Source organism: Xanthobacter sediminis (assembly GCF_043195015.1).
Lineage (GTDB): Bacteria > Pseudomonadota > Alphaproteobacteria > Rhizobiales > Xanthobacteraceae > Xanthobacter.
Genome location: NZ_JBAFWH010000003.1, coordinates 120,157 through 139,425, shown reverse-complemented (window position 1 = coordinate 139,425; position 19,269 = coordinate 120,157). Strand labels below are relative to the sequence as shown.

Sequence of the window (19,269 nt, the reverse complement as noted above, 5' to 3'; positions counted from 1 at the left end):
TCAGGTCTCGGCAATGGCACGGCGACGGCGCTCGTTGAAGAGCGCCAGGATGGTGGCCGCCGTCTCCTCGATGGAACGGCGGGTAACGTCGATCAAGGGCCAGCCGTTGCGCGCGCACAACCGGCGGCAGAAGGCGATCTCCTCGGAAACGGCATGGCGATCAGTGTAGGCAGTGCCGGTATCGGCGGCGTTGAGGCCGAGGAGGCGGTTCTGGCGGATCTCCACGATCCGCTCCGGGCTCGCCACCAGCCCCACCACCAGGGGCTTCTTCAGCATCTCCATTCCCGGCGGCGTGGGCACGTTCGGCACCAGGGGAATGTTCGCGGTCTTGATCCCGCGGTTGGCGAGATAGATGGAGGTCGGCGTCTTGGAAGTGCGCGACACCCCCAGCAGCACCACGTCGGCGGTTTCCAGATCATCGGTCATCTGGCCGTCGTCGTGCATCACGGTGAAGTTCAGCGCGTCGATGCGCTTGAAATAGCTCGCGTCCAGGGAATGCTGGCCGCCGATGCGCGGGGTCGGCTCGCCGCCGAGGTAGGACTGGAACAGCCGCACGATGGGCGCCATGACCGAGAGATAGGGCACGCCCAGCTCCTGGCAGGTCTGCTTCAGGTGGCTGCGGATCTCATTGTCCACCAGCGTATAGAGCACGATGCCTGGATTGGCCTCGATCTCGCTCAGCACCCGCTCCAGCTGCTTCATGGAGCGCACCAGCGGGTACACGTGCTCGATGGCCTGCACGTTCGCATATTGGGCGCACGCCGCGCGCCCCACGGTGATGAGCGTCTCGCCCGTCGCGTCGGACACCAGATGCAGGTGAAAATAGCTCTCGCTCGGGACTTTCGTGGCCGTCACTTTATCCACCGCCGCTGTGGAAGGCTGTTGAAGAAGGCACGCTCCCCTGGCCGACGCAAGATCGGCCTGGGGAAAGGGGGGAACGTCATCCACATTTCGACTCGAAGGGAGCGATTCAGAACCCCTCCTGTGTGCCGATGTGAATATCCCATGGCACCCGGTCCGTTAATCCTTTGTTAACCGGCTCCCGAGCGCCCTCCCAGGTGCGGCAAATGCGGTATCTGAATCGGGATGGCGTGTGGATTGGTTGTCGACGGCGCTGCGACTGGTTAATCAACCGTAAAGACTCTGAAGACTCTCTCTTTAAATAAGACTCTCATTGATTGAAGGCATGGGATGAGCCGCTCTCCGGCGACGCGATCGCCCTTCCTCGCCGTCCTGGACGGAACCCCCCTCGACCCGCCGCCGCTCTGGATGATGCGACAGGCTGGCCGCTACCTGCCCGAATATCGGGAGGTACGGGCCATCGCCGGTGATTTCCTCACCCTGTGCTACAGCCCGAAGCTCGCCGCCGAGGTGACGCTCCAGCCCATTCGCCGGTTCGGCTTCGATGCGGCCATCATCTTCTCAGACATTCTGGTGGTACCTCACGCGCTGGGCGTGGATCTCACCTTCACCGCCGGCGAGGGCCCGCGCCTGGAGCGCGTGGACAGCGCGCCGCGCATCGCCTCCCTCGCCGCACGGCTCGATCCCGCGCGCACGGAGCCTGTCTACGAGGCCATTGCTGCCGTGCGGGCGGAGCTGCCGCCCGAGGTCGCGCTGATCGGCTTCTGCGGCGCGCCCTGGACGGTCGCCACCTACATGGTGGCCGGGCAGGGCACCGACGACCAGGCGCCCGCGCGCCTGCTGGCGCTGCGTGATCCCGCCGTGTTCGCGGCGCTGATCGACCGGCTGGTGGACGCCTCCATCACCCACCTCTCGGCGCAGGTACGTGCCGGCGCCGACGCGGTGCAGATCTTCGATACCTGGGCCGGCGTTCTCGATCCCCTTTCGTTCGAGGCGTGGTGCGTGGAGCCGTTGAAACGCATCGTTGCCGGCCTTCGGGCCGAGCATCCGGGCGTGCGGGTGATCGCCTTTCCAAAGGGCGCGAGCCTGGAGGCGCTGGAGCGCCTCGCCGCCATCGGCATCAGCGCCGTGGGCCTCGACTGGACGGCGGATCGTGCGGCGGCCCGCGCCCGGCTCGGCGGCGGGGTGGCGCTGCAGGGCAATCTCGATCCCCTGCGGCTGATCGCCGGCGGCGATGCCCTGACGGAGGAGATCCGCCGGATCCGCGCCGATTTTTCGGGGAGCCGCCACATCTTCAATCTCGGCCACGGCATCCGCCCGGAAACCCCGCTCGCCCATGTGGAAGCGCTGGTGGACGGCGTGCGCGCGGCATCATGAGTCGGCTTTAGAGCCGAGGAGCGGCCATGCTCTACCTGTGGATCAAGGCGCTGCACGTCATGGCGGTCATCGCGTGGATGGCGGCGCTGCTCTACATGCCCCGCCTGTTCGTGTACCACGCCATGGCGCTGAAGGGCTCGGCGCAGTCGGAGACATTCAAGGTCATGGAACGGCGCCTGCTGAAGGCGATCTCCAATCCGGCCATGATCGTCACCTGGATCGCCGGCCTGTTTCTGGCCTATGAGGGCGGCTGGTACACGCAGGGCTGGTTCCACGCCAAGCTCGCGCTGGTACTTGCGCTGTCGGCGGTGCATGGCTTCCAGGCCCGCTGGGTGCGCGAGTTCGCGGCGGACGCCAATGAGCGGACGGCAAAATTCTACCGCATCGCCAACGAGGTGCCGACCCTGCTGATGATCGGTATCGTTATCCTCGTGGTGGTGAAGCCTTTTTGATGAGGGCTTTTCCAAAGGAAGGGCTTGCGCTGCGTGCGCGGCGTGCATATCCTCCGCGTGCTTTCCTCAACGCAGGCAAACGCGCTCGCTGAGGCTTGAGCCCTCGGGGTTGACCCATTTGTGGCTCAGGCGCGCGCGTCAGGCGGACGCTCTCGCCCCAGCTGCTCCTGAAGACCTGCGATTTCCCTCCCTCCCTGTTTGTCCGTTCCATGTGTCCACATGGAATGACTCTTCAAGACCCTGATCGAGGCTTTCCCATATGCGGGAAGTGAAACTTCAAGACCTGAAATCCAAGACCCCTGTCGAGCTGCTCGCCTTTGCCGAGGAGAACGGGGTGGAGAATGCGAGCACCCTGCGCAAGCAGGAGCTGCTGTTCGCCATCCTCAAGCAATTGGCCCTGAGCGAGACCGAGATCATCGGCGAAGGCGTGGTGGAGGTGCTGCAGGACGGCTTCGGCTTCCTGCGCTCCCCGGAGGCCAATTATCTGCCGGGTCCGGACGACATCTATGTCTCCCCCTCGCAGATCCGCCGCTTCGGCCTGCGCACCGGCGACACCGTGGAGGGGCAGATCCGCTCCCCCAAGGAAGGCGAGCGCTATTTCGCCCTTCTCAAGGTCAACACGATTAATTTCGAAGACCCCGAGAAGACCCGCCACAAGATCAATTTCGACAACCTGACCCCGCTCTATCCCGATGAGCGGCTGAAGCTCGAGCACGAAGAGACGACCAGCGGCAAGAAGGACTTCTCGCCGCGAATCATCGATGTGGTCGCGCCCATCGGCAAGGGTCAGCGCGGTCTCATCGTCGCGCCGCCGCGCACCGGCAAGACGGTGCTGCTGCAGAACATCGCCAAGTCCATCACTGCCAATCACCCCGAGTGCTACCTCATCGTGCTGCTCATCGACGAGCGGCCGGAGGAAGTGACGGACATGCAGCGCTCGGTGAAGGGAGAGGTCATCTCCTCCACCTTCGACGAGCCCGCCGCCCGCCACGTGCAGGTGGCGGAGATGGTCATCGAGAAGGCCAAGCGCCTTGTGGAGCACGGGCGCGACGTGGTGATCCTGCTGGATTCCATCACCCGCCTCGGCCGCGCCTACAACACGGTGGTGCCGTCCTCCGGTAAGGTGCTGACCGGCGGCGTGGACGCCAACGCCCTCCAGCGGCCCAAGCGTTTCTTCGGCGCGGCGCGCAATATCGAGGAAGGCGGCTCGCTCACCATCATCGCGACCGCGCTCATCGAGACCGGCTCGCGCATGGACGAGGTGATCTTCGAGGAGTTCAAGGGTACCGGCAATTCGGAAGTCATCCTCGACCGCAAGGTCTCCGATAAGCGCGTGTTCCCGGCCATCGACATCACCCGCTCGGGCACCCGCAAGGAGGAGCTGCTGGTTCCCTCCGACACGCTCAAGAAGATGTATGTCCTGCGCCGTATCCTGAACCCTATGGGCACGGTGGACGCCATCGAGTTCCTGCTGGACAAGCTGCGGCAGACCAAGACCAACCAGGACTTCTTCGACTCCATGAACACCTGACGGCGCTCCGCGCCGCCATGCGGACGAGGCCGGTTCGGGACATGTCAATTCCGGCATTTCCCGAAGCCGGCCTTTCGCATTCCGGGGGGAGGACCTATCTTCGCAAATGAGGAGCCGGCTTTGCCGGCCAGCATTTTTTGAGGATTAGGCCATGTTCATCCAGACCGAAGCCACGCCCAATCCGGCGACCCTCAAGTTCCTGCCGGGCCGTCCTGTTCTGGGCGAGGGCGTGCTCGACCTGCGCACTACGGAAGATGCCGAGGCCTCGCCCCTGGCGCGGCGCCTGTTCGAGGTGCGCGGGGTGGACGGCGTGATGCTGGGACCGGACTTCGTGACCGTCACCAAGGCGGAGGGCGACTGGCGGCAGATGAAGCCTGCCATCCTCGGCGCCATCATGGAGCATTTCATGTCCGGCGCGCCCATCATCGCCGAGGGCGTGACGCTCGCGGCCGACGACCACGGCGACGAATTCTACGATGGTGCCGACGCGGAGATCGTGGCCACCATCAAGGAACTGCTCGACACCCGCGTGCGCCCGGCGGTGGCCAATGACGGCGGCGATATCACCTTCCGCGGCTTCAAGGACGGCGTGGTTTATCTCAACATGAAGGGGTCCTGCTCCGGCTGTCCGTCCTCCACCGCCACGCTGAAGAACGGGGTGGAGAACCTCCTGAAGCACTTCGTGCCGGAAATCCGCGAGGTGCAGGCCGCCTGAGGCGGCGCGGCTGGTAGCCGGTTCACGCGAGGGCGTGCCGGTCCATCATGGTCGGCCGCCAATATTAACCTTTTGGCAAGGTGAGCGGGGCGGGTCCCCTTCCGTTTGCGTCCGTTTCGGGCAATCGTGGCGGCGAGAGGGGCTTCCGGTTCATGTTCGTCCTGGCCATAGATACAGCGCTTTCGGCGTGCTCAGCGGCGGTGCTCGACGCGGAGAGTGACAGCATCGTGGCTGGCGATTCGCTGCTCATGGAGCGCGGCCACGCCGAGGCCCTCGTGCCCCTGGTGAAGCGCGTGATGGACGACGCCGGGCTTGATTTCGAGCATATCGGCCGCTTTGCCGTCACCGTCGGGCCGGGCAGCTTCACGGGGCTCCGGGTGGGGCTTTCGGCGGCACGGGGCTTCGCGCTTGCGGCCAACCGTCCGGTGGTGGGGGTAACGACGCTCGCGACCCTCGCCGCACCCTTCCTTGCCCTGGACGACGCGGTGCCGGTGGTGAGCGCGGTCGATGCCAGGCACGGCCATGTCTTCCTGCAGATGTTCGGGGTGGGTGGGCGGACGCTGATCGCGCCCAAGGCGACCTCGGTGCGCGAGGCCGCGCGTGCGGTGGCCATCGGCCCGGCGCGGCTGGTGGGGTCGGGTGCCGGCCTTCTTGCCGAGGCGTGGCCGAGCGGCGAGGCGCCGCCGGTATCGGTGGATGTGGTTCCCGCGCCTGACGTGGCCTGGGTGGCACGCCTGGGTGTGGCAGCGGACCCCGAGGCGGCCGAGCCCAAGCCCCTTTACCTGCGGCCGCCGGATGCCAAGCCGCAGGACAAGGCGCGCATCGCGCGGCGATGATGTCGTTGATCGACTACATTTTCCCCTCCGCGCCACCGGTGATGCGCGCGGCGACTGCTGCCGACGCCGGAGAGCTGGCCACACTTCATGGCGCCTGCTTCGCCCAGGGCTGGGCGGCCGAGGAATTCGAGCGCCTGCTGTCGGAGCAGGCGGCGCGCGGCCACGTGGCCGCGGCCAGCCGGGGCGGCATTCTCGGCTTCGTGCTGTCCCATGTGGTGGTGCCGGAGGCGGAGATCCTCTCCATCGCCGTGGCGGTGCCGGCGCGTGGCCGGGGTCTGGGGCGGGAGCTGCTCTCCCACCATCTCTCGCGCCTTGCGGCGGAGGGGGTCACCACTTCCTTCCTCGAGGTGGAGGAAGGCAATGTGCCGGCGTTGAAATTGTATGCAGGGATCGGCTATCAGCAGGCGGGGCGGCGCAAAGGCTACTATAGGGGGACCGACGCGCTGCTGCTGCGGCGGGATTTCTGAAGCTTCGTCCACGGCTTCGCGCCCGATGCAGGAACCCCTTGCGGCATAAGGCCGGCAGGGTGATAAGGCGGTGATGTCCCGCCGTCATTGCGGAGGTGCCGCTTGAGCGGAAAGATCAGTGTCATCGAGCAGGCGTGCCTTGCCAAGGGTATGCGGATGACCGAGCAGCGCCGCGTGATCGCGCAGGTTCTCTCGTTCGCGGAGGACCACCCGGACGTGGAGGAGCTGCACCGCCGCGCCGCCGCCATCGACGACAACATCTCCATCTCCACCGTCTATCGCACGGTGAAGATGCTCGAGGATGCCGGCATCATCGAGCGGCATGATTTCGGCGACGGCCGCGCGCGCTACGAGCAGATGCCGGACGAGCACCACGACCACCTGATCGATCTCAAATCGGGCCAGGTGATCGAGTTCCGCTCCGAGGAGATCGAGAAGCTGCAGGAAGAGATCGCCCGGCGGCTCGGCTTCAAGCTGCGCGGGCACCGGCTCGAGCTTTATGCGGTGCCGCTCGACGACGAGGAGTAGACGCGCGTGCGCCAGCGCCGGAGAGAAACCGCCGGGGGCGACACGAGCCCCCTCGCTCTTCCACCCGAGGCACCCGCTGACGAGACGCCCGCCGCCCGCGCGCGGCGCAAGCGCGAGGGTGTTCCGGCGCTCGGCCCGGAATGTGCGCTTGGCACCGCTATCCTCGATCGGCTGAGGATGGGCACGGTGCTGGCTGGCATCGGCCTTGCCACCCTCATCGGCATTCCCCTGCAATGGGTATCCCTGCGCCTGGGCCTGCCCTGGCGGCGGCACATTCCCGCGCTCTACCATCGCATCGTGCTCAAGGCGCTCGGCGTCCGCGTCACGGTGAAGGGTGCGCCCGATCCGCACCGGCCGCTGCTGATCCTCTCCAACCATACCTCGTGGCTCGACATTCCCGTCATCGGTTCGCTGACGCCGCTGTTCTTCGTCGCCAAGAGCGAGGTGGCTTCCTGGCCGCTCATTGGCCTGCTTGCCAGGTTCCAGCGCACGGTGTTCGTGGACCGGCAGAAGCGGCAGGCGACGGGGGACGTGAACCGCGAGATTGCCGAGCGGCTGGTGGACGGAGACCCGGTGGTGCTGTTCGCCGAGGGCACCTCGGGCGACGGCAACCGCGTGCTGCCGTTCCGCACGGCCCTGGTGGGCGCGGTGCGGGATGTCTTTTCCACCCACGACGTGGTGGTGGTGCAGCCACTGGTGGTGGCCTACACACGGGTGCAGGGCCTGCCGATGGGCAGAAGCCTGCGCCCGCTCGCATCCTGGTATGGCGATATGGAACTTGCACCGCATCTGCTGGCGGTGCTGCGCCAGGGGGCACTCGACGTGGAGGTGACGTTCGCGCCGCCGCTGCGCCTCGACGCAGGCCATGATCGCAAGAGCGTCACCCGCGCGGCGGAAGAGTGCGTGCGGCGGCAGCTCGCCGCCAGCCTTTCCGGTCGGTCTGAATAAGCCGGCTAAATAGAAACTTTCCACACGGAAAGGATTCTGTATTGACGACACTTGCCGCCATCGGCTTCGGCTATTGCGCCCGCCACTTCCTGGCCACCCGTCCGCAGGCGTTCACGCATGTGATCGCCACCGCGCGCACCGAAGACGGTATCGCACGCCTGCCGCCGGGGGTGCGCGGGTTCGTGTTCGATGGTGTGGGTATGTCGCCGGAGCTGGCCCATGCGCTTGGCGACGCAGACGTGGTGCTCGTGTCCGCGCCACCGGACGCGGCCGGCGACCCGCTGCTGCGGCTGGGCGCCGATGCGCTCGCCCGCGGCGGACTACGGCAGGTGGTCTATCTCACGACCCTCGGGGTCTACGGCGACCACCAGGGCGCCTGGGTGGACGAGGCGAGCCCCGCCCGGGCGGGCACGTCACGGCTGGAGCGGCGGCTTCAGGCGGAAGCGGCCTGGTTTGAATTCGGCCGCCGCCAGCACGTGGCGGTGGCAGCGCTGCGCCTCGCCGGAATCTATGGCCCCGGTCGCAACGCCTTGGCGCAGCTCAAGGCTGGCGAGGCGCGAATCATCGACCGGCCCGGCCAGGTGTTCAACCGCATCCATGTTGAGGACATCAGCCGCGCCATCATGGCGGTTGTGGCGCAGCGCTTCGACGGCATCCTCAACGTTGCCGACGATCTGCCGACCGCGCCCGGCGAGCCGATAGCCTACGCTGCGCGGCTGCTCGGCCTGCCGGTTCCACGCGCCATCCCGTTCGAGGAGGCGGCGCGCGCCATGAGCCCCATGGCGCTCAGCTTCTGGGGCGCGAGCAAGAGGGTCTCGAACCGCCGCCTGAAGGAAGACCTGGGTGTGCGGCTCGCATTTCCCACCTATCGCGAGGGCTTGAATGCGCTCTCCGCGGCCGGCGAGGGGCGGTAGCGCGCTTCCCGCGTGCCTATGCCGGCTCTTGCCTGGTGTGACAAGCGCGCCATCTTGATGCCGGCCGACTTCCGCTTCTCCTGACAGCGCTGAGGGGCGTTTCAGGTTCGAGTGAAGGTGAGATAGGTGGGAATGCGGCCTTCCTGCAGCGCCTTGGCCTCGTAGCGTGTGCCGGGCCAGCCGGGATAGGGCGTGGTCCAGTCCGCGGCCGTGCCGGCGGTCCAGCGAAAGGCGCCGTGGGCGCGCACGGTGGCCAGCGTCCATCCCACATAGTCCGGAACATCGGAAGCGACACGCAGGGTTCCACCGGGAACGATCACCCGCGCCAGGCGGTCGAGGTTGTCGGGACGCACGAAGCGGCGCTTCCAGTGGCGCTTCTTGGGCCAGGGATCGGGATAGAAGAGATCGGCGCCGGCCAGCGCGCCCTCGGGCAGGCGGTCGAGCAGCAGGGCGGCGTCGGCGTCGAACAGGCGGATGTTGTCGCGACCGCTGCTTTCGAGATCCACCAGCATGCGCGCCATGCCGTTGATGAAGGGCTCGACCCCGAGGAAGCCGATCTTGGGCTGGCGCGCGGCATGGTCGAGCAGGTGCTCGCCGCCGCCGAAGCCGATCTCCAGCCAGAGGGCTTCCGGCGAGAAGGGAAACAGGGCGACGGGAGCCGATGCTTCGTCCAGGGTGAAGCGATAGCGGGGCAGGACGCGCGCCATGGCGTCCTGCTGCGTGGCGCGCAGCGCCTTGCCGATGCGCCGTCCGTAGAAGGCGCCGGGATTCAGGGGATCGGACGGGGATCGGCGGATGTCGGGGTTGGCCACGTTGGAACTCTTGCCCTGTCGCTTGGAACGCCCTCACGCGAAGTGGATGCCGGTTCGTGTGAGGAACATGCGTGATCTTGGGAATCTACGGCAATCGCAGGCAATCGATGGGAGCGAAAAACGCTCCGAAGCCGCGAGCTGAAGACCACCGCACCCCTGGAGCCGCAGGCGGCTGACCTCAGGATGAGCTCTATAGCGCGGCGATGGCAAGCATGCCGAGACCCGGTGTCTCAAAAGAGAATGGCCGGGACAAGCCCGGCCATTCCTGTTCGAAAGACCGATCGCGCTCAGGCGAAGGCGGACTTCAGCGCATCCACGATGTCGGTCTTCTCCCAGGAGAAGCCGCCGTCGGCCTCGGGCGGACGGCCGAAGTGGCCGTACGCGGCGGTGCGGGCGTAGATGGGCTTGCACAGGCCGAAATGCTCGCGAATGCCGCGCGGACGCAGGTTCACCGCTTCGCGCAGCACCACTTCCAGCTTGGCCTCGTCCACCTGTCCCGTGCCGTGCAGGTCCACGTAGACCGCGAGCGGATCGGAGACGCCGATGGCATAGGCGAGCTGGATGGTGGCGCGGTCGGCGAGGCCGGCGGCGACCACGTTCTTGGCGAGGTAGCGCGCGGCATAGGCGGCCGAGCGGTCCACCTTGGTGGGGTCCTTGCCGGAGAAGGCGCCGCCGCCGTGGGGCGCCGCGCCGCCGTAGGTGTCCACGATGATCTTGCGGCCGGTCAGGCCGGTGTCTCCGTCGGGTCCGCCGATCACGAACTTGCCGGTGGGGTTGACGTGCCAGATGGTCTCCTTGGAGATCCAGCCATCGGGCAGGGTCGAGCGGATATAGGGCTCGACGATGGCCCGCACGTCCTGGGACGAGAGGTGCTCGTCCAGGTGCTGGGTGGAGAGCACGATCTGCGTCACGCCGGCCGGCTTGCCGTTCTCGTAGCGCACGGTCACCTGGCTCTTGGCATCGGGGCCGAGGGCGGTGGTGGCGCCGGAATGGCGAGCTTCCGCCAGCGTCTTGAGGATCTTGTGGGCGTAATAGATGGGAGCGGGCATCAGCTCCGGGGTCTCGCGGACCGCATAGCCGAACATGATGCCCTGGTCACCGGCGCCTTCGTCCTTGTTGCCAGCGATGTCCACGCCCTGAGCGATGTCGGCGGACTGGGAGTGCAGCACGACGTCGATGTCGGCGGTCTGCCAGTGGAAGCCGTCCTGCTCGTAGCCGATGTCCTTGATCGCGAGGCGCGCGGCGTGGGCGATCAGGTCGTGGGTGATGGTGGAGGGGCCGCGCGTCTCGCCGGCGATCACCACCTTGTTCGTGGTCGCGAGGGTCTCGCAGGCGACGCGGACCTGGGTCGGGTCCCAGCCTTCGGCTTCGGCAGTTCGGAAGAACGTATCCACGACCTCGTCGGAGATGCGATCGCAAACCTTGTCCGGATGCCCCTCGGAAACGGATTCACTTGTGAACAGGTAGGATTGACGCGCCATGTCTCGGCCCTTCTTGCGCCCGCACCGCGTTGCGTGTGGTGCTTTTCGCAACGCGGCGGGGTGTGGTCAAGATCACCGAGGCCACGGCGTTCGTCAAATCGAACGTCAGCTCTCCGCTTCTCCGGCGAGCGCGATGACGAGGTCGACGATGCGACGGCGGACGCGCGCGTCCGAAATACGCATGAAGTTGCGGGTGAGAGCGAGCCCGTCCGATGTTGCCAGGAAGTCCGACACGTAAGCGGGGGATTGATCCTCCGCGAAACCTTCGCCTTCCGGCCCCACGGAAGGGGCTCCCTCGAAAAAGAACGCCACCGGCACGCCCAGCACTATGGAGATCTGCTGCAATCGGCTCGCCCCGATGCGGTTGGTCCCCTTTTCGTACTTCTGGATCTGCTGAAACGTGATGCCGAGGTGCTCACCCAGTTTCTCTTGGCTCATGCTGATCATCATGCGGCGCATTCGCACGCGTGAGCCAACATGCTTGTCGATAGGGTTCGGCGCCTTCTTGACCATGGTCTCTCCGGCTATGTCGGAAAAGAGTATTGTAACTTCGCGATGCGAAGGCTGCCCTGATTGCCCGCGAACATACGGACACAATGGGTTAGCGTCGATCAACTTTTGCGTGTAACGCGTGCGGAGAGTGGTAATAGCGCCAGGAGTAGACTGAAAAATTGCACCCAGAACAGGAACGATCTTGCATGCACCGCAGCAGGTGGAGCCGTTTCCAGGGGTTGGGGCAGGGCGCCATCCACCACCGCGCGAACACCCAGGGGACCGAGTGCGACGATTCGTCCCATGGGGTCGACGATGGCGGAGATGCCCGTGTTCGCCGCGCGCACCAGGGGTAGGCCTTCCTCCACCGCCCGCAACCGTGCCTGCACAAAGTGCTGGTAGGGGCCCGGGGTCAGTCCGAACCATGCGTCATTGGTCAGATTGAGAAGCAGATGCGGCCTTTCCCCATTCGGAATCACGTTTCCGGGAAAGATAATTTCATAACATACCAGCGGAGCGACCAGCGGCAGGCCCGGCACCTCCAGGGCGCGCAGGGATGCGGCCGAGGAGAAACCGCCGCGCACACGCGTGAGTTGTTCTACGCCCAGGCGCTCCAGAAGATTCTGGAACGGCAAGTATTCACCGAACGGAACGAGGTGCGCCTTGTCGGTGCTCCGGAGCACGTGTCCTTCGTGGTCGATAACGCGCACAGAGTTGTAGAAAGGTGAATGTTGGCCCTCCGGAGGTGCGCCATAGCGTACCGCCCCAGTAATCAAAGTAACGTTTGGGGGAAGTGCTTCGCCCATGGCGGCCGCCGCCCACGGCTCGCGCTCGTAGATGAAGGGCAGCGCGCTCTCCGGCCACACCAGCACGGTGACGTCCGCAAGGCCCGCCGGATAGGTCGGCGAAGGTTCCGCGCTCTGCGCGAGATAGTCGTCGAGGATCTCCCGGCGGCGGGCATAGTTGAACTTCTGGTCCTGCGGCAGGTTGGGCTGCATGATGCGCAGGCGCACATCCGGCGCGAACCGGGTCGGCGCGGCGGCAAGGCGCGCCTCGCCCCAGAGCGCCGCGAGCGCGATCAGCGCCGCGGCCGCCGCCACGCCGGCAAGATCCCGCCGGCGCCCGGACAGGGCAAGCACGGGGGTCGAAAGCAGCAGCAGCGCGAAGAAGGTGAGGCCGTAGGCCCCGAACAGGGCCGCGCTCTGCATCAGCGGCAGCCACTGCGCAAAGGCGTAGCCGAAGGCGTTCCAGGGAAAGCCGGTGAGCACGTGCCCGCGCAGCCACTCGGAGGTGGTGAAGGCGAAGGCGAAGGCGAACAGCCGCAGGGGGCCATCCGACCACAGCAGGCGCGCTAGCGCCGCGCCCAGCGCGGTGAACAGCGCGAGCCCGGCCGGCATGGCAAGCACCGCGAACGGCAGCAGCCAGGCGAACACGTCCGCTTCCACCAGGAAGGCGGCGCCGATCCACCACAGCGAGGCGAAGAAGTAGCCGAAGCCAAAGGCCCAGCCGATGCCGGCCGCAGTCTTCAGCCGGGCCCACGCCCGCCCGCGGGTGCCATCGAGCAACAGCACCATGACCGGGAAGCTCACGGCGAGCGCCGGCCAAATGCCGAAGGGTGGCATGGCGAGGGCGCCGAGCGCGCCTGCCGCCATGGCCGTCACGGCGCGCCGCCAGCCGGAAAGGCCGCGCACCTGGGCCGCGAAATGTTGCAGGAAGCCGGGCGCGGGCCGCCGTCCGCCGTTCACCGGCGAGAGGGTCTTCTCGAATGTCATGACGGGGTCCGAACCGGTCTTGGGTGGCGGCGGATGGGCGGGCGGCACCCGGCCGCCCCTGCAATCTTCCGGCCGGCTGCGGGAAGCCGCCGCCTCATGCCTCGCCGGCGGCGACGGCGCTTTCCGCAGTGCCGGCTTTCGCTGGCGGGATGATGCGCAGTTTCTTCACGCGGCGGGGGTCGGCCTCCAGCACCTCCACCTGGTACTGGCCGGGCAGGGTGATGATCTCGCCCTCGGTCGGAACGCGCGCGGCGAGCCGCACCACCAGCCCGCCGAGGCTGTCCACCTCCTCCAGCTCCTCCTCGGAAGCGAATCCGGGGCCGAGCACCTCGACGATGGATTCCAGCGGAGCGCGGGCATCCACGAGGTAGCTGCCGTCGTCCTGGTGTTCCAGCAGGCTCTCGGCGGCTTCGTCGTGCTCGTCCTCGATCTCGCCGACGATCTCCTCCACCACGTCCTCGATGGAGACGAGGCCGTCGGTGCCGCCATATTCGTCGATCACCAGGGCGAGGTGGGTGCGCGCGGCCTGCATGGAAACGAGCAGGTCCACCGCCGGCATGGAGGGCGGCACGTACAGCAGGCGGCGGGTGAGGCCGGCATCCTCCAGGGTGCGGTCGAGGTCCACCGCCGAAAGGTCGACCTTGGCGCCGGGCGGGCTCGAGGCGATGTCACCGGCCAGGAAGCCGATGAGGTCGCGCAGGTGGACCATGCCCACCGGGTCGTCGAGGGTGTCATCATACACCACGAGCCGGGAATGGGCGTCGGAGACGAAGACCTTGAGCAGCTCGCTCAGGGAGATGTCCTTGCGCACGGCGACGATCTCGGCGCGGGGCACCATGATGTCACCGATGCCCACCTCCTTCAGGTGAAGGATGTTGCGCAGCATCTTGCGCTCGGCGGGCGTGAACTCGCTCTCCTCCCCGGTTGCGCTCGACGCGTCCAGCACCTCCGTCAGGTCGGTGCGGAGGGAGCCGTGCGGTCGGAACGTGCCGAGGAGGGCACGCAATCGATCGAGAAAACTCTGGGGCTCCGAGGAGCTGGTCTCGGTCGGTTGGTCGGTGTTGGCCATGGCCTCTCTTCAGCTTCAGCCACCGTCCTGCGGCAGGCGGTAGGGATCGTCGATCCCGAGCCCGGCAAGGATCTGGCGCTCCAAGCCCTCCATTTCTTCTGCTTCGTCGTCTTCGATGTGATCATACCCTAGCAGGTGCAGGGTGCCGTGCACCACCAGATGGGTGAGGTGATGCGCGATGGCCTTGTCTTCCAGCTCCGCCTCGCGCTTCAGCGTCTCGAACGCGACGATCACGTCGCCCAGGGGCTGGGGCGCGTCCTCCATGTCCTCCGGCAGCTCCGGGGCGGGGAAGGAGAGCACGTTGGTGGCCTTGTCCATGTCGCGCCACTCCCGGTTCAGCACCTGGATGTGGGCGTCGTCGGTGAGGGTGATGCTCATCTCCGCGGGGGCGGGCACCTCCTCGGGCACGGCGGCAAGGGCCGCCAGGGCGGCGCCCACGACGATACCCTCAGCGTCCGGCAGTGCGGACCACAGGGGCACCTCCACCAGCACGTCGATCTCGACCGCGTCGGGGGGCAGAAGTTCGGTGTCGGCCATGGTTCAGCCCTCCGCCGTGAGCTTGCGCGGCGCGCTAGCGCGCTCATAGGCAGCGACGATGCGGCCGACCAACTCGTGGCGCACCACGTCTTCCGCCTTGAAAGTACACACGCCCACGCCCTCCACGCCCTCCAGAAGCCCCACCGCCTCCGCGAGGCCGGAGGTCTGGGCGCCGGGCAGGTCGGTCTGGCTCGGGTCGCCGGTGACGATCATGTGGGAGTTCTCGCCGAGGCGGGTGAGGAACATCTTCATTTGCATGGAGGTGGCGTTCTGCGCCTCGTCCAGGATGACGGCGGCGTTGGAGAGCGTGCGCCCGCGCATGAAGGCGAGCGGCGCGATCTCGATCTCGCCCGACTGCAGCGACCGTTCCACGAACGAGCGGTCCATGAGGTCGTACAGGGCATCGTAGATGGGGCGAAGGTAGGGGTCCACCTTGTCCTTCATGTCGCCGGGCAGGAAGCCGAGCCGCTCACCCGCCTCCACCGCCGGGCGGGAGAGGATGATGCGGTCCACCATGCGCCGTTCCAGCAGATGCACCGCATAGGCCACCGCCAGCCAGGTCTTGCCGGTGCCCGCGGGGCCGACGCCGAACACCAGCGTGTGCCGCTTGAGCGCGCGGATATAGGCATCCTGCGCTGCGGTGCGCGCCCGCACCGGGCGGCGGCGGAGCTGGATCTCGTCGAAGTTCTGGCGCTGGGCGGCGGGGTCGAAATCGAACAGCGAGCCTTGCGACGTCACCTCACGGATGGCGCCGTCCACATCGCCCTGGGAAATGTCGCGCCCCTTCTTCAGCGCCTCATAGAGGTGCTCCAGGACCGCGCGGGCCTGCGCGCAGCCTTCCGGGCCGCCTTCGAGCGTGACGTGGTTGCCGCGCGAATCGGCCTTCACGCCCAGCTTGCGCTCGATCAGGGCGAGGTTGCGCCCGTAGTGGCCGAACAGCAGGGTGGCGAGACGGTTGTCGTCGAAGGCGAGCACCACATGGGTGGGGGCCTCCTCGTCCGTGGTGGCCCAGGGCGCGGTCACCGCCGCGCGGGCGGGGCCCTGCGCGGGGCGATCGGAGCGGTCGCGGTCGCTGCCGGGTCTGCGCAAGCTCTAAGCCTCCAAGGGCGCCGCATGGGTCGCCGGGCCACGGGAACGGGTGATCTGCGCGGGTGCGGTCGGCGCGGCGGGGCCGCCCTCGCAGCGCCCGGCGAGGCTGTTGGGCCCCACATCGGTGACGGTGACGGTGATGATGTCGCCGATGCGGGCCGGGGGATCGTTCACCACCACGCTCTGGAGATAGGGCGAGCGGCCGATGAGCTGGCCCGGCTGGCGACCGGGCTTCTCCAGCAGGATGTCGAAGGTGCGGCCGCGGCAGGCGGCGTCGAAGGCGGCCTTGGAGGCCTCCAGCTCCTTCTGCAGGATGGCGAGGCGCTCGCTCTTCACCGCCTCGGGCACCTGGGCGTCGTGCTCGGCGGCGGGGGTGCCGGGGCGGGGGCTGTACTTGAAGGAATAGGCGCTGGCGAAGCCGACCCGGCGCACCAGGTCCATGGTGTCCTCGAAGTCGGCGTCGGTCTCGCCGGGGAAGCCGACGATGAAATCCGACGAGAGCGCGAGGTCCGGCCGGGCGGCGCGCATCTTCTCGATGACCGCGAAGAACGCATCGCGCCCATGCTTGCGGTTCATGGCGGCGAGGATGCGGTCGGAGCCGGACTGCACCGGCAGGTGCAGATAGGGCATGAGCTGCGGCAGGTCGCGGTGGGCGGCGATCAGCGCCTCGTCCATGTCGCGCGGGTGGGAGGTGGTGTAGCGCAGGCGGGCGATGCCGGCGATGCCGGCCAGCTTCTCCAGCAGGCGGGCGAGGCCCCAGGTGGCGCCGTCCTCGCCCTCGCCGTGGAAGGCGTTGACGTTCTGGCCGATGAGGGTGATCTCGCGCACCCCCTGGTCCGCGAGCCTGCGGGCCTCGTCCAGGATCTTCGCCACCGGGCGCGACATCTCGGCGCCGCGGGTATAGGGCACCACGCAGAAGGTGCAGAACTTGTCGCAGCCCTCCTGCACCGTCACGAACGCGGCGGGCCCGCGGGAGCGGGTGGCGGCGAGGGTGGGAGCGGGCAGGTGGTCGAACTTGTCCTCCACCGGGAAGTCGGTGTCGACCATGCGCCGGCCCGCCTTCGCCTCGGCCAGCAGCTCGGGCAGGCGGTGGTAGCTCTGGGGGCCGACCACGAGATCCACCACCGGTGCGCGGCGCATGATCTCGGCACCCTCGGCCTGGGCGACGCAGCCGGCCACCGCGATCATGGTGTCGGCGCCGGCTTCCTGCTTCTGTTTGCGCAGGCGGCCCAGCTCCGAATAGACCTTCTCGGCGGCCTTCTCGCGGATATGGCAGGTGTTGAGGATGACGAGATCGGCATCGGCCGGGTCCTGCGTCTCCTCATAGCCCTCGCGCGCCAGGGTGTCCGCCATACGCTGCGAGTCGTAGACGTTCATCTGGCACCCGAAGGATTTCACATAGAGCTTGCGGGGCTGCTGCATTGTCGCGTGTTCTGCCGGCTCACACCTTCGCGCGCGGGCGCGACGTGATCGTGACGCCGGATCGGTTCGTCCCACGTTGGCTTCAGGATTTCGTGATCCTACCGGCAAACGGAGGCTTTGGGAACTGCGGACATCCCGGCACCGGGCGGGCCGGCTCCGGTGATTCAGTCGTCCTGGGAAACCCCGGCCTCGGCGAAGGTGGCCATGCCGCGGTGGCACGCCACCGCCGCTTTCACCACGCCGATGGCGAGCGCCGCGCCCGAGCCCTCGCCGAGCCGCATGCCCAGGTCGAGCACGGGCCTGAGGCCGAGCCGCTCCAGCACCGCCCCGTGCGCCTTCTCGGCGGAGACGTGGCCGGCGAGGCAGTGGTCGATGGCGGAGGGGTCGATGGCGTGCAGCACCGCCGCGGCGGAGGTCACCACATAGCCGTCGAGGATCACCGGCACCTTCTCGTGCCGGGCGGCGAGGATGGCGCCGGCCATGGCGGCGATCTCGCGCCCGCCCAGGCGGCGCAGCAGCTCCAGCGGGTCCTTCAGGTGGTCCCTGTGCAGGGCCACCGCCTCGCGCACCACCTCGATCTTGCGCGCCAGCACATCGCCGGTGGAGCCGGTGCCGGCGCCCACCCAGTCCTCCGCCGTGCCGCCGTAGAGGCCGTGGCAGATGGCGGCGGCGATGGTGGTGTTGCCGATGCCCATCTCGCCCAGGCACAGCAGGTCGGAGCCGCCGGCGATGGCTTCCATGCCGAACGCCATGGTGGCGGCGCAGGCCTTCTCGTCCAGCGCCGCCTCGCGGCTGATGTCGGGGGTGGGATAGTCGAGGGCGAGGTCGAATATGCGCAGGCCGGCGTCGAAGGTGGCGCAGATCTGGTTCACGGCGGCCTTGCCGGCGGTGAAGGTGTCCATCATCTGGCGGGTCACCGCGCCCGGATAGGGCGAGACGCCCCGGTCCGCCACGCCATGGGTGGCGGCGAACACGGCCACCATGGGGCGGTTGACCACAGGCATGGAATTGCCCTGCCACGCGGCCACGTGAACCGCGATCTCCTCCAGCCGCCCGAGGGCGCCCGGCGGCTTCACCAGCTGGCTCTGGCGCTTCAGCGCCGCGCCGAGGGCGCCTTCATCGGGGCCGGGCATGGTGGCGATGAGGGCGCGGATGTCGTCGAAGGGAAGGCCGGTTTCGGGAGCGAACATGGAAAGCCCAGGGCAGCGCGCGGGACGGCGCGATCGTGCGCGCTCAATAAAGCCCCTGGCGCCACATCGCAAATGAGGCGCCGGGGCGGGCGCTCACGCCTCACGGATCTCGGCGGCGGCGCGGGCCAGGATCTCGACGATGCGGGTTTCCGCCGCGCGGCTCTGCTCCAGCTTCTGCTGGGCGGTATCGCGCAGGTTCTCGAGGGCGGCTTCCACCAGGCGCGGCAGCTCGGCGCCGGCATTGGGGCCGCTCTCGCTCCAGCCCATCCACTTGCGCACGCGGCTCATCTTGTCGCCGATCTGCGAGAGGCGGGCGAGGATGGCATCGGCGAAGTCGCGGTTCTCGTCGAGATAGGCGCGGCCCTCGACGGTGATGGAATAGAGCTTCTTGGCGCCGTCCGGCTCGGCGGTCACGTAGCCCGCCTCTTCCAGGAAGGTGAGGGTGGGATAGACCACGCCCGGGCTTGGCGAATACCAGCCGGCGGTCTTCTCCTCGATCACCTTGATGATCTCGTAGCCGTGGCGCGGCTGCTCCGCGATGAGGGAGAGGGCCAGCAGCTTCAGGTCGCCATGGGCCAGCATGCGGCCGATGCGGAACATCTCCCCGCCACCACCACCGCGCCCACGGCCGCCGCGCGGCCCGTGCATTTCGCCCCGGCCGCCCTCTCCGGCGAAACGGGCCTCATCCCGGAAGGATCGGCATCCGAACATTTTAGACTCCTAAGATATGTCTTTAGATATGATCTGACACAAACATATCTTTCGATATATCTGAG

General features: G+C 67.5%; 20 protein-coding genes. 9 read left to right on the top strand and 11 right to left on the bottom strand.

Annotated elements, in window-relative coordinates:
* The gene (locus V5F61_RS04715; RefSeq protein ID WP_393987698.1) at positions 1 to 864 is read right to left on the bottom strand and encodes a pyruvate, water dikinase regulatory protein; all 864 of its coding nucleotides are present in this window, start codon (positions 862 to 864) and stop codon (positions 1 to 3) included.
* 327 nt (positions 865 to 1,191) lie between these two features.
* Here V5F61_RS04715 and hemE point away from each other — a divergent pair, with 327 nt between their 5' ends.
* From hemE to V5F61_RS04670, 9 genes are all read left to right on the top strand, one after another.
* Positions 1,192 to 2,238 carry a uroporphyrinogen decarboxylase gene (hemE, locus tag V5F61_RS04710; RefSeq protein WP_393987699.1) on the top strand — a complete coding sequence of 349 codons (1,047 nt, stop codon included), beginning with the start codon at positions 1,192 to 1,194 and terminating at the stop codon, positions 2,236 to 2,238.
* A gap of 26 nt (positions 2,239 to 2,264) precedes the next feature.
* Positions 2,265 to 2,690, top strand: coding sequence for a protoporphyrinogen oxidase HemJ (hemJ, locus tag V5F61_RS04705; protein WP_393987700.1), 426 nt, complete (start codon positions 2,265 to 2,267; stop codon positions 2,688 to 2,690).
* A gap of 259 nt (positions 2,691 to 2,949) precedes the next feature.
* Positions 2,950 to 4,221, top strand: coding sequence for a transcription termination factor Rho (gene rho / locus V5F61_RS04700; RefSeq protein WP_393987701.1), 1,272 nt, complete (start codon positions 2,950 to 2,952; stop codon positions 4,219 to 4,221).
* Between the two features lie 151 nt (positions 4,222 to 4,372).
* Complete coding sequence (locus V5F61_RS04695) at positions 4,373 to 4,936, top strand: NifU family protein (RefSeq protein WP_393987702.1); 564 nt, start codon at positions 4,373 to 4,375, stop codon at positions 4,934 to 4,936.
* Positions 4,937 to 5,088: 152 nt separating this feature from the next.
* A complete protein-coding gene (gene tsaB, locus V5F61_RS04690) occupies positions 5,089 to 5,772 on the top strand; it encodes a tRNA (adenosine(37)-N6)-threonylcarbamoyltransferase complex dimerization subunit type 1 TsaB (RefSeq protein WP_393987703.1) in 684 nt (227 codons plus the stop codon).
* Complete coding sequence (locus V5F61_RS04685; protein WP_394104010.1) at positions 5,772 to 6,239, top strand: GNAT family N-acetyltransferase; 468 nt, start codon at positions 5,772 to 5,774, stop codon at positions 6,237 to 6,239. Before tsaB ends, V5F61_RS04685 begins: the two co-directional genes overlap by 1 nt.
* Positions 6,240 to 6,389: 150 nt before the next feature.
* Positions 6,390 to 6,767 carry a Fur family transcriptional regulator gene (locus tag V5F61_RS04680; protein ID WP_393987731.1) on the top strand — a complete coding sequence of 126 codons (378 nt, stop codon included), beginning with the start codon at positions 6,390 to 6,392 and terminating at the stop codon, positions 6,765 to 6,767.
* A 6-nt stretch (positions 6,768 to 6,773) separates the two neighbouring features.
* Complete coding sequence (gene olsA, locus V5F61_RS04675; protein WP_393987705.1) at positions 6,774 to 7,715, top strand: lyso-ornithine lipid O-acyltransferase; 942 nt, start codon at positions 6,774 to 6,776, stop codon at positions 7,713 to 7,715.
* A gap of 41 nt (positions 7,716 to 7,756) precedes the next feature.
* A complete protein-coding gene (locus tag V5F61_RS04670; RefSeq protein WP_393987706.1) occupies positions 7,757 to 8,629 on the top strand; it encodes a Rossmann-fold NAD(P)-binding domain-containing protein in 873 nt (290 codons plus the stop codon).
* 101 nt (positions 8,630 to 8,730) lie between these two features.
* On the opposite strand, the gene trmB is transcribed toward V5F61_RS04670, so the two are convergent.
* The 10 genes from trmB to V5F61_RS04620 form a co-directional block, all read right to left on the bottom strand.
* A complete protein-coding gene (gene trmB / locus V5F61_RS04665) occupies positions 8,731 to 9,441 on the bottom strand; it encodes a tRNA (guanine(46)-N(7))-methyltransferase TrmB (RefSeq protein WP_393987707.1) in 711 nt (236 codons plus the stop codon).
* A gap of 287 nt (positions 9,442 to 9,728) precedes the next feature.
* The gene (gene metK, locus V5F61_RS04660; protein WP_393987708.1) at positions 9,729 to 10,922 is read right to left on the bottom strand and encodes a methionine adenosyltransferase; all 1,194 of its coding nucleotides are present in this window, start codon (positions 10,920 to 10,922) and stop codon (positions 9,729 to 9,731) included.
* 105 nt (positions 10,923 to 11,027) lie between these two features.
* Positions 11,028 to 11,435, bottom strand: coding sequence for a helix-turn-helix domain-containing protein (locus tag V5F61_RS04655; RefSeq protein WP_394033150.1), 408 nt, complete (start codon positions 11,433 to 11,435; stop codon positions 11,028 to 11,030).
* 98 nt (positions 11,436 to 11,533) lie between these two features.
* The gene (gene lnt, locus V5F61_RS04650; RefSeq protein WP_393987710.1) at positions 11,534 to 13,186 is read right to left on the bottom strand and encodes an apolipoprotein N-acyltransferase; all 1,653 of its coding nucleotides are present in this window, start codon (positions 13,184 to 13,186) and stop codon (positions 11,534 to 11,536) included.
* A gap of 94 nt (positions 13,187 to 13,280) precedes the next feature.
* Positions 13,281 to 14,255, bottom strand: a complete 975-nt coding sequence (locus tag V5F61_RS04645; RefSeq protein ID WP_393987711.1) for a hemolysin family protein — start codon at positions 14,253 to 14,255, stop codon at positions 13,281 to 13,283.
* 15 nt (positions 14,256 to 14,270) lie between these two features.
* Positions 14,271 to 14,792 carry an rRNA maturation RNase YbeY gene (ybeY, locus tag V5F61_RS04640; RefSeq protein WP_393987712.1) on the bottom strand — a complete coding sequence of 174 codons (522 nt, stop codon included), beginning with the start codon at positions 14,790 to 14,792 and terminating at the stop codon, positions 14,271 to 14,273.
* A gap of 3 nt (positions 14,793 to 14,795) precedes the next feature.
* Positions 14,796 to 15,881, bottom strand: a complete 1,086-nt coding sequence (locus tag V5F61_RS04635) for a PhoH family protein (protein WP_393987713.1) — start codon at positions 15,879 to 15,881, stop codon at positions 14,796 to 14,798.
* 3 nt (positions 15,882 to 15,884) lie between these two features.
* Positions 15,885 to 17,303, bottom strand: coding sequence for a tRNA (N6-isopentenyl adenosine(37)-C2)-methylthiotransferase MiaB (gene miaB, locus V5F61_RS04630; RefSeq protein WP_393987714.1), 1,419 nt, complete (start codon positions 17,301 to 17,303; stop codon positions 15,885 to 15,887).
* A gap of 164 nt (positions 17,304 to 17,467) precedes the next feature.
* Positions 17,468 to 18,493, bottom strand: coding sequence for a nicotinate-nucleotide--dimethylbenzimidazole phosphoribosyltransferase (gene cobT / locus V5F61_RS04625; protein WP_393987715.1), 1,026 nt, complete (start codon positions 18,491 to 18,493; stop codon positions 17,468 to 17,470).
* A 93-nt stretch (positions 18,494 to 18,586) separates the two neighbouring features.
* Positions 18,587 to 19,093 (bottom strand): PadR family transcriptional regulator, encoded by a 507-nt coding sequence (locus V5F61_RS04620; protein WP_393987716.1) that lies wholly within the window; start codon positions 19,091 to 19,093, stop codon positions 18,587 to 18,589.
* Positions 19,094 to 19,269 lie beyond the last annotated feature (176 nt).

Excerpts from the sequence above, each read along its gene's own strand:
- hemE (WP_393987699.1), top strand. The coding sequence starts at position 1,192 with ATGAGCCGCTCTCCGGCGACGCGATCGCCCTTCCTCGCCGTCCTGGAC.
- hemJ (WP_393987700.1), top strand. The coding sequence starts at position 2,265 with ATGCTCTACCTGTGGATCAAGGCGCTGCACGTCATGGCGGTCATCGCG.
- rho (WP_393987701.1), top strand. The coding sequence starts at position 2,950 with ATGCGGGAAGTGAAACTTCAAGACCTGAAATCCAAGACCCCTGTCGAG.
- V5F61_RS04695 (WP_393987702.1), top strand. The coding sequence starts at position 4,373 with ATGTTCATCCAGACCGAAGCCACGCCCAATCCGGCGACCCTCAAGTTC.
- tsaB (WP_393987703.1), top strand. The coding sequence starts at position 5,089 with ATGTTCGTCCTGGCCATAGATACAGCGCTTTCGGCGTGCTCAGCGGCG.
- V5F61_RS04685 (WP_394104010.1), top strand. The coding sequence starts at position 5,772 with ATGTCGTTGATCGACTACATTTTCCCCTCCGCGCCACCGGTGATGCGC.
- V5F61_RS04680 (WP_393987731.1), top strand. The coding sequence starts at position 6,390 with ATGCGGATGACCGAGCAGCGCCGCGTGATCGCGCAGGTTCTCTCGTTC.
- metK (WP_393987708.1), bottom strand. The coding sequence starts at position 10,922 with ATGGCGCGTCAATCCTACCTGTTCACAAGTGAATCCGTTTCCGAGGGG.
- V5F61_RS04655 (WP_394033150.1), bottom strand. The coding sequence starts at position 11,435 with ATGGTCAAGAAGGCGCCGAACCCTATCGACAAGCATGTTGGCTCACGC.
- lnt (WP_393987710.1), bottom strand. The coding sequence starts at position 13,186 with ATGACATTCGAGAAGACCCTCTCGCCGGTGAACGGCGGACGGCGGCCC.
- V5F61_RS04645 (WP_393987711.1), bottom strand. The coding sequence starts at position 14,255 with ATGGCCAACACCGACCAACCGACCGAGACCAGCTCCTCGGAGCCCCAG.
- ybeY (WP_393987712.1), bottom strand. The coding sequence starts at position 14,792 with ATGGCCGACACCGAACTTCTGCCCCCCGACGCGGTCGAGATCGACGTG.
- miaB (WP_393987714.1), bottom strand. The coding sequence starts at position 17,303 with ATGCAGCAGCCCCGCAAGCTCTATGTGAAATCCTTCGGGTGCCAGATG.
- cobT (WP_393987715.1), bottom strand. The coding sequence starts at position 18,493 with ATGTTCGCTCCCGAAACCGGCCTTCCCTTCGACGACATCCGCGCCCTC.
- V5F61_RS04620 (WP_393987716.1), bottom strand. The coding sequence starts at position 19,093 with ATGTTCCGCATCGGCCGCATGCTGGCCCATGGCGACCTGAAGCTGCTG.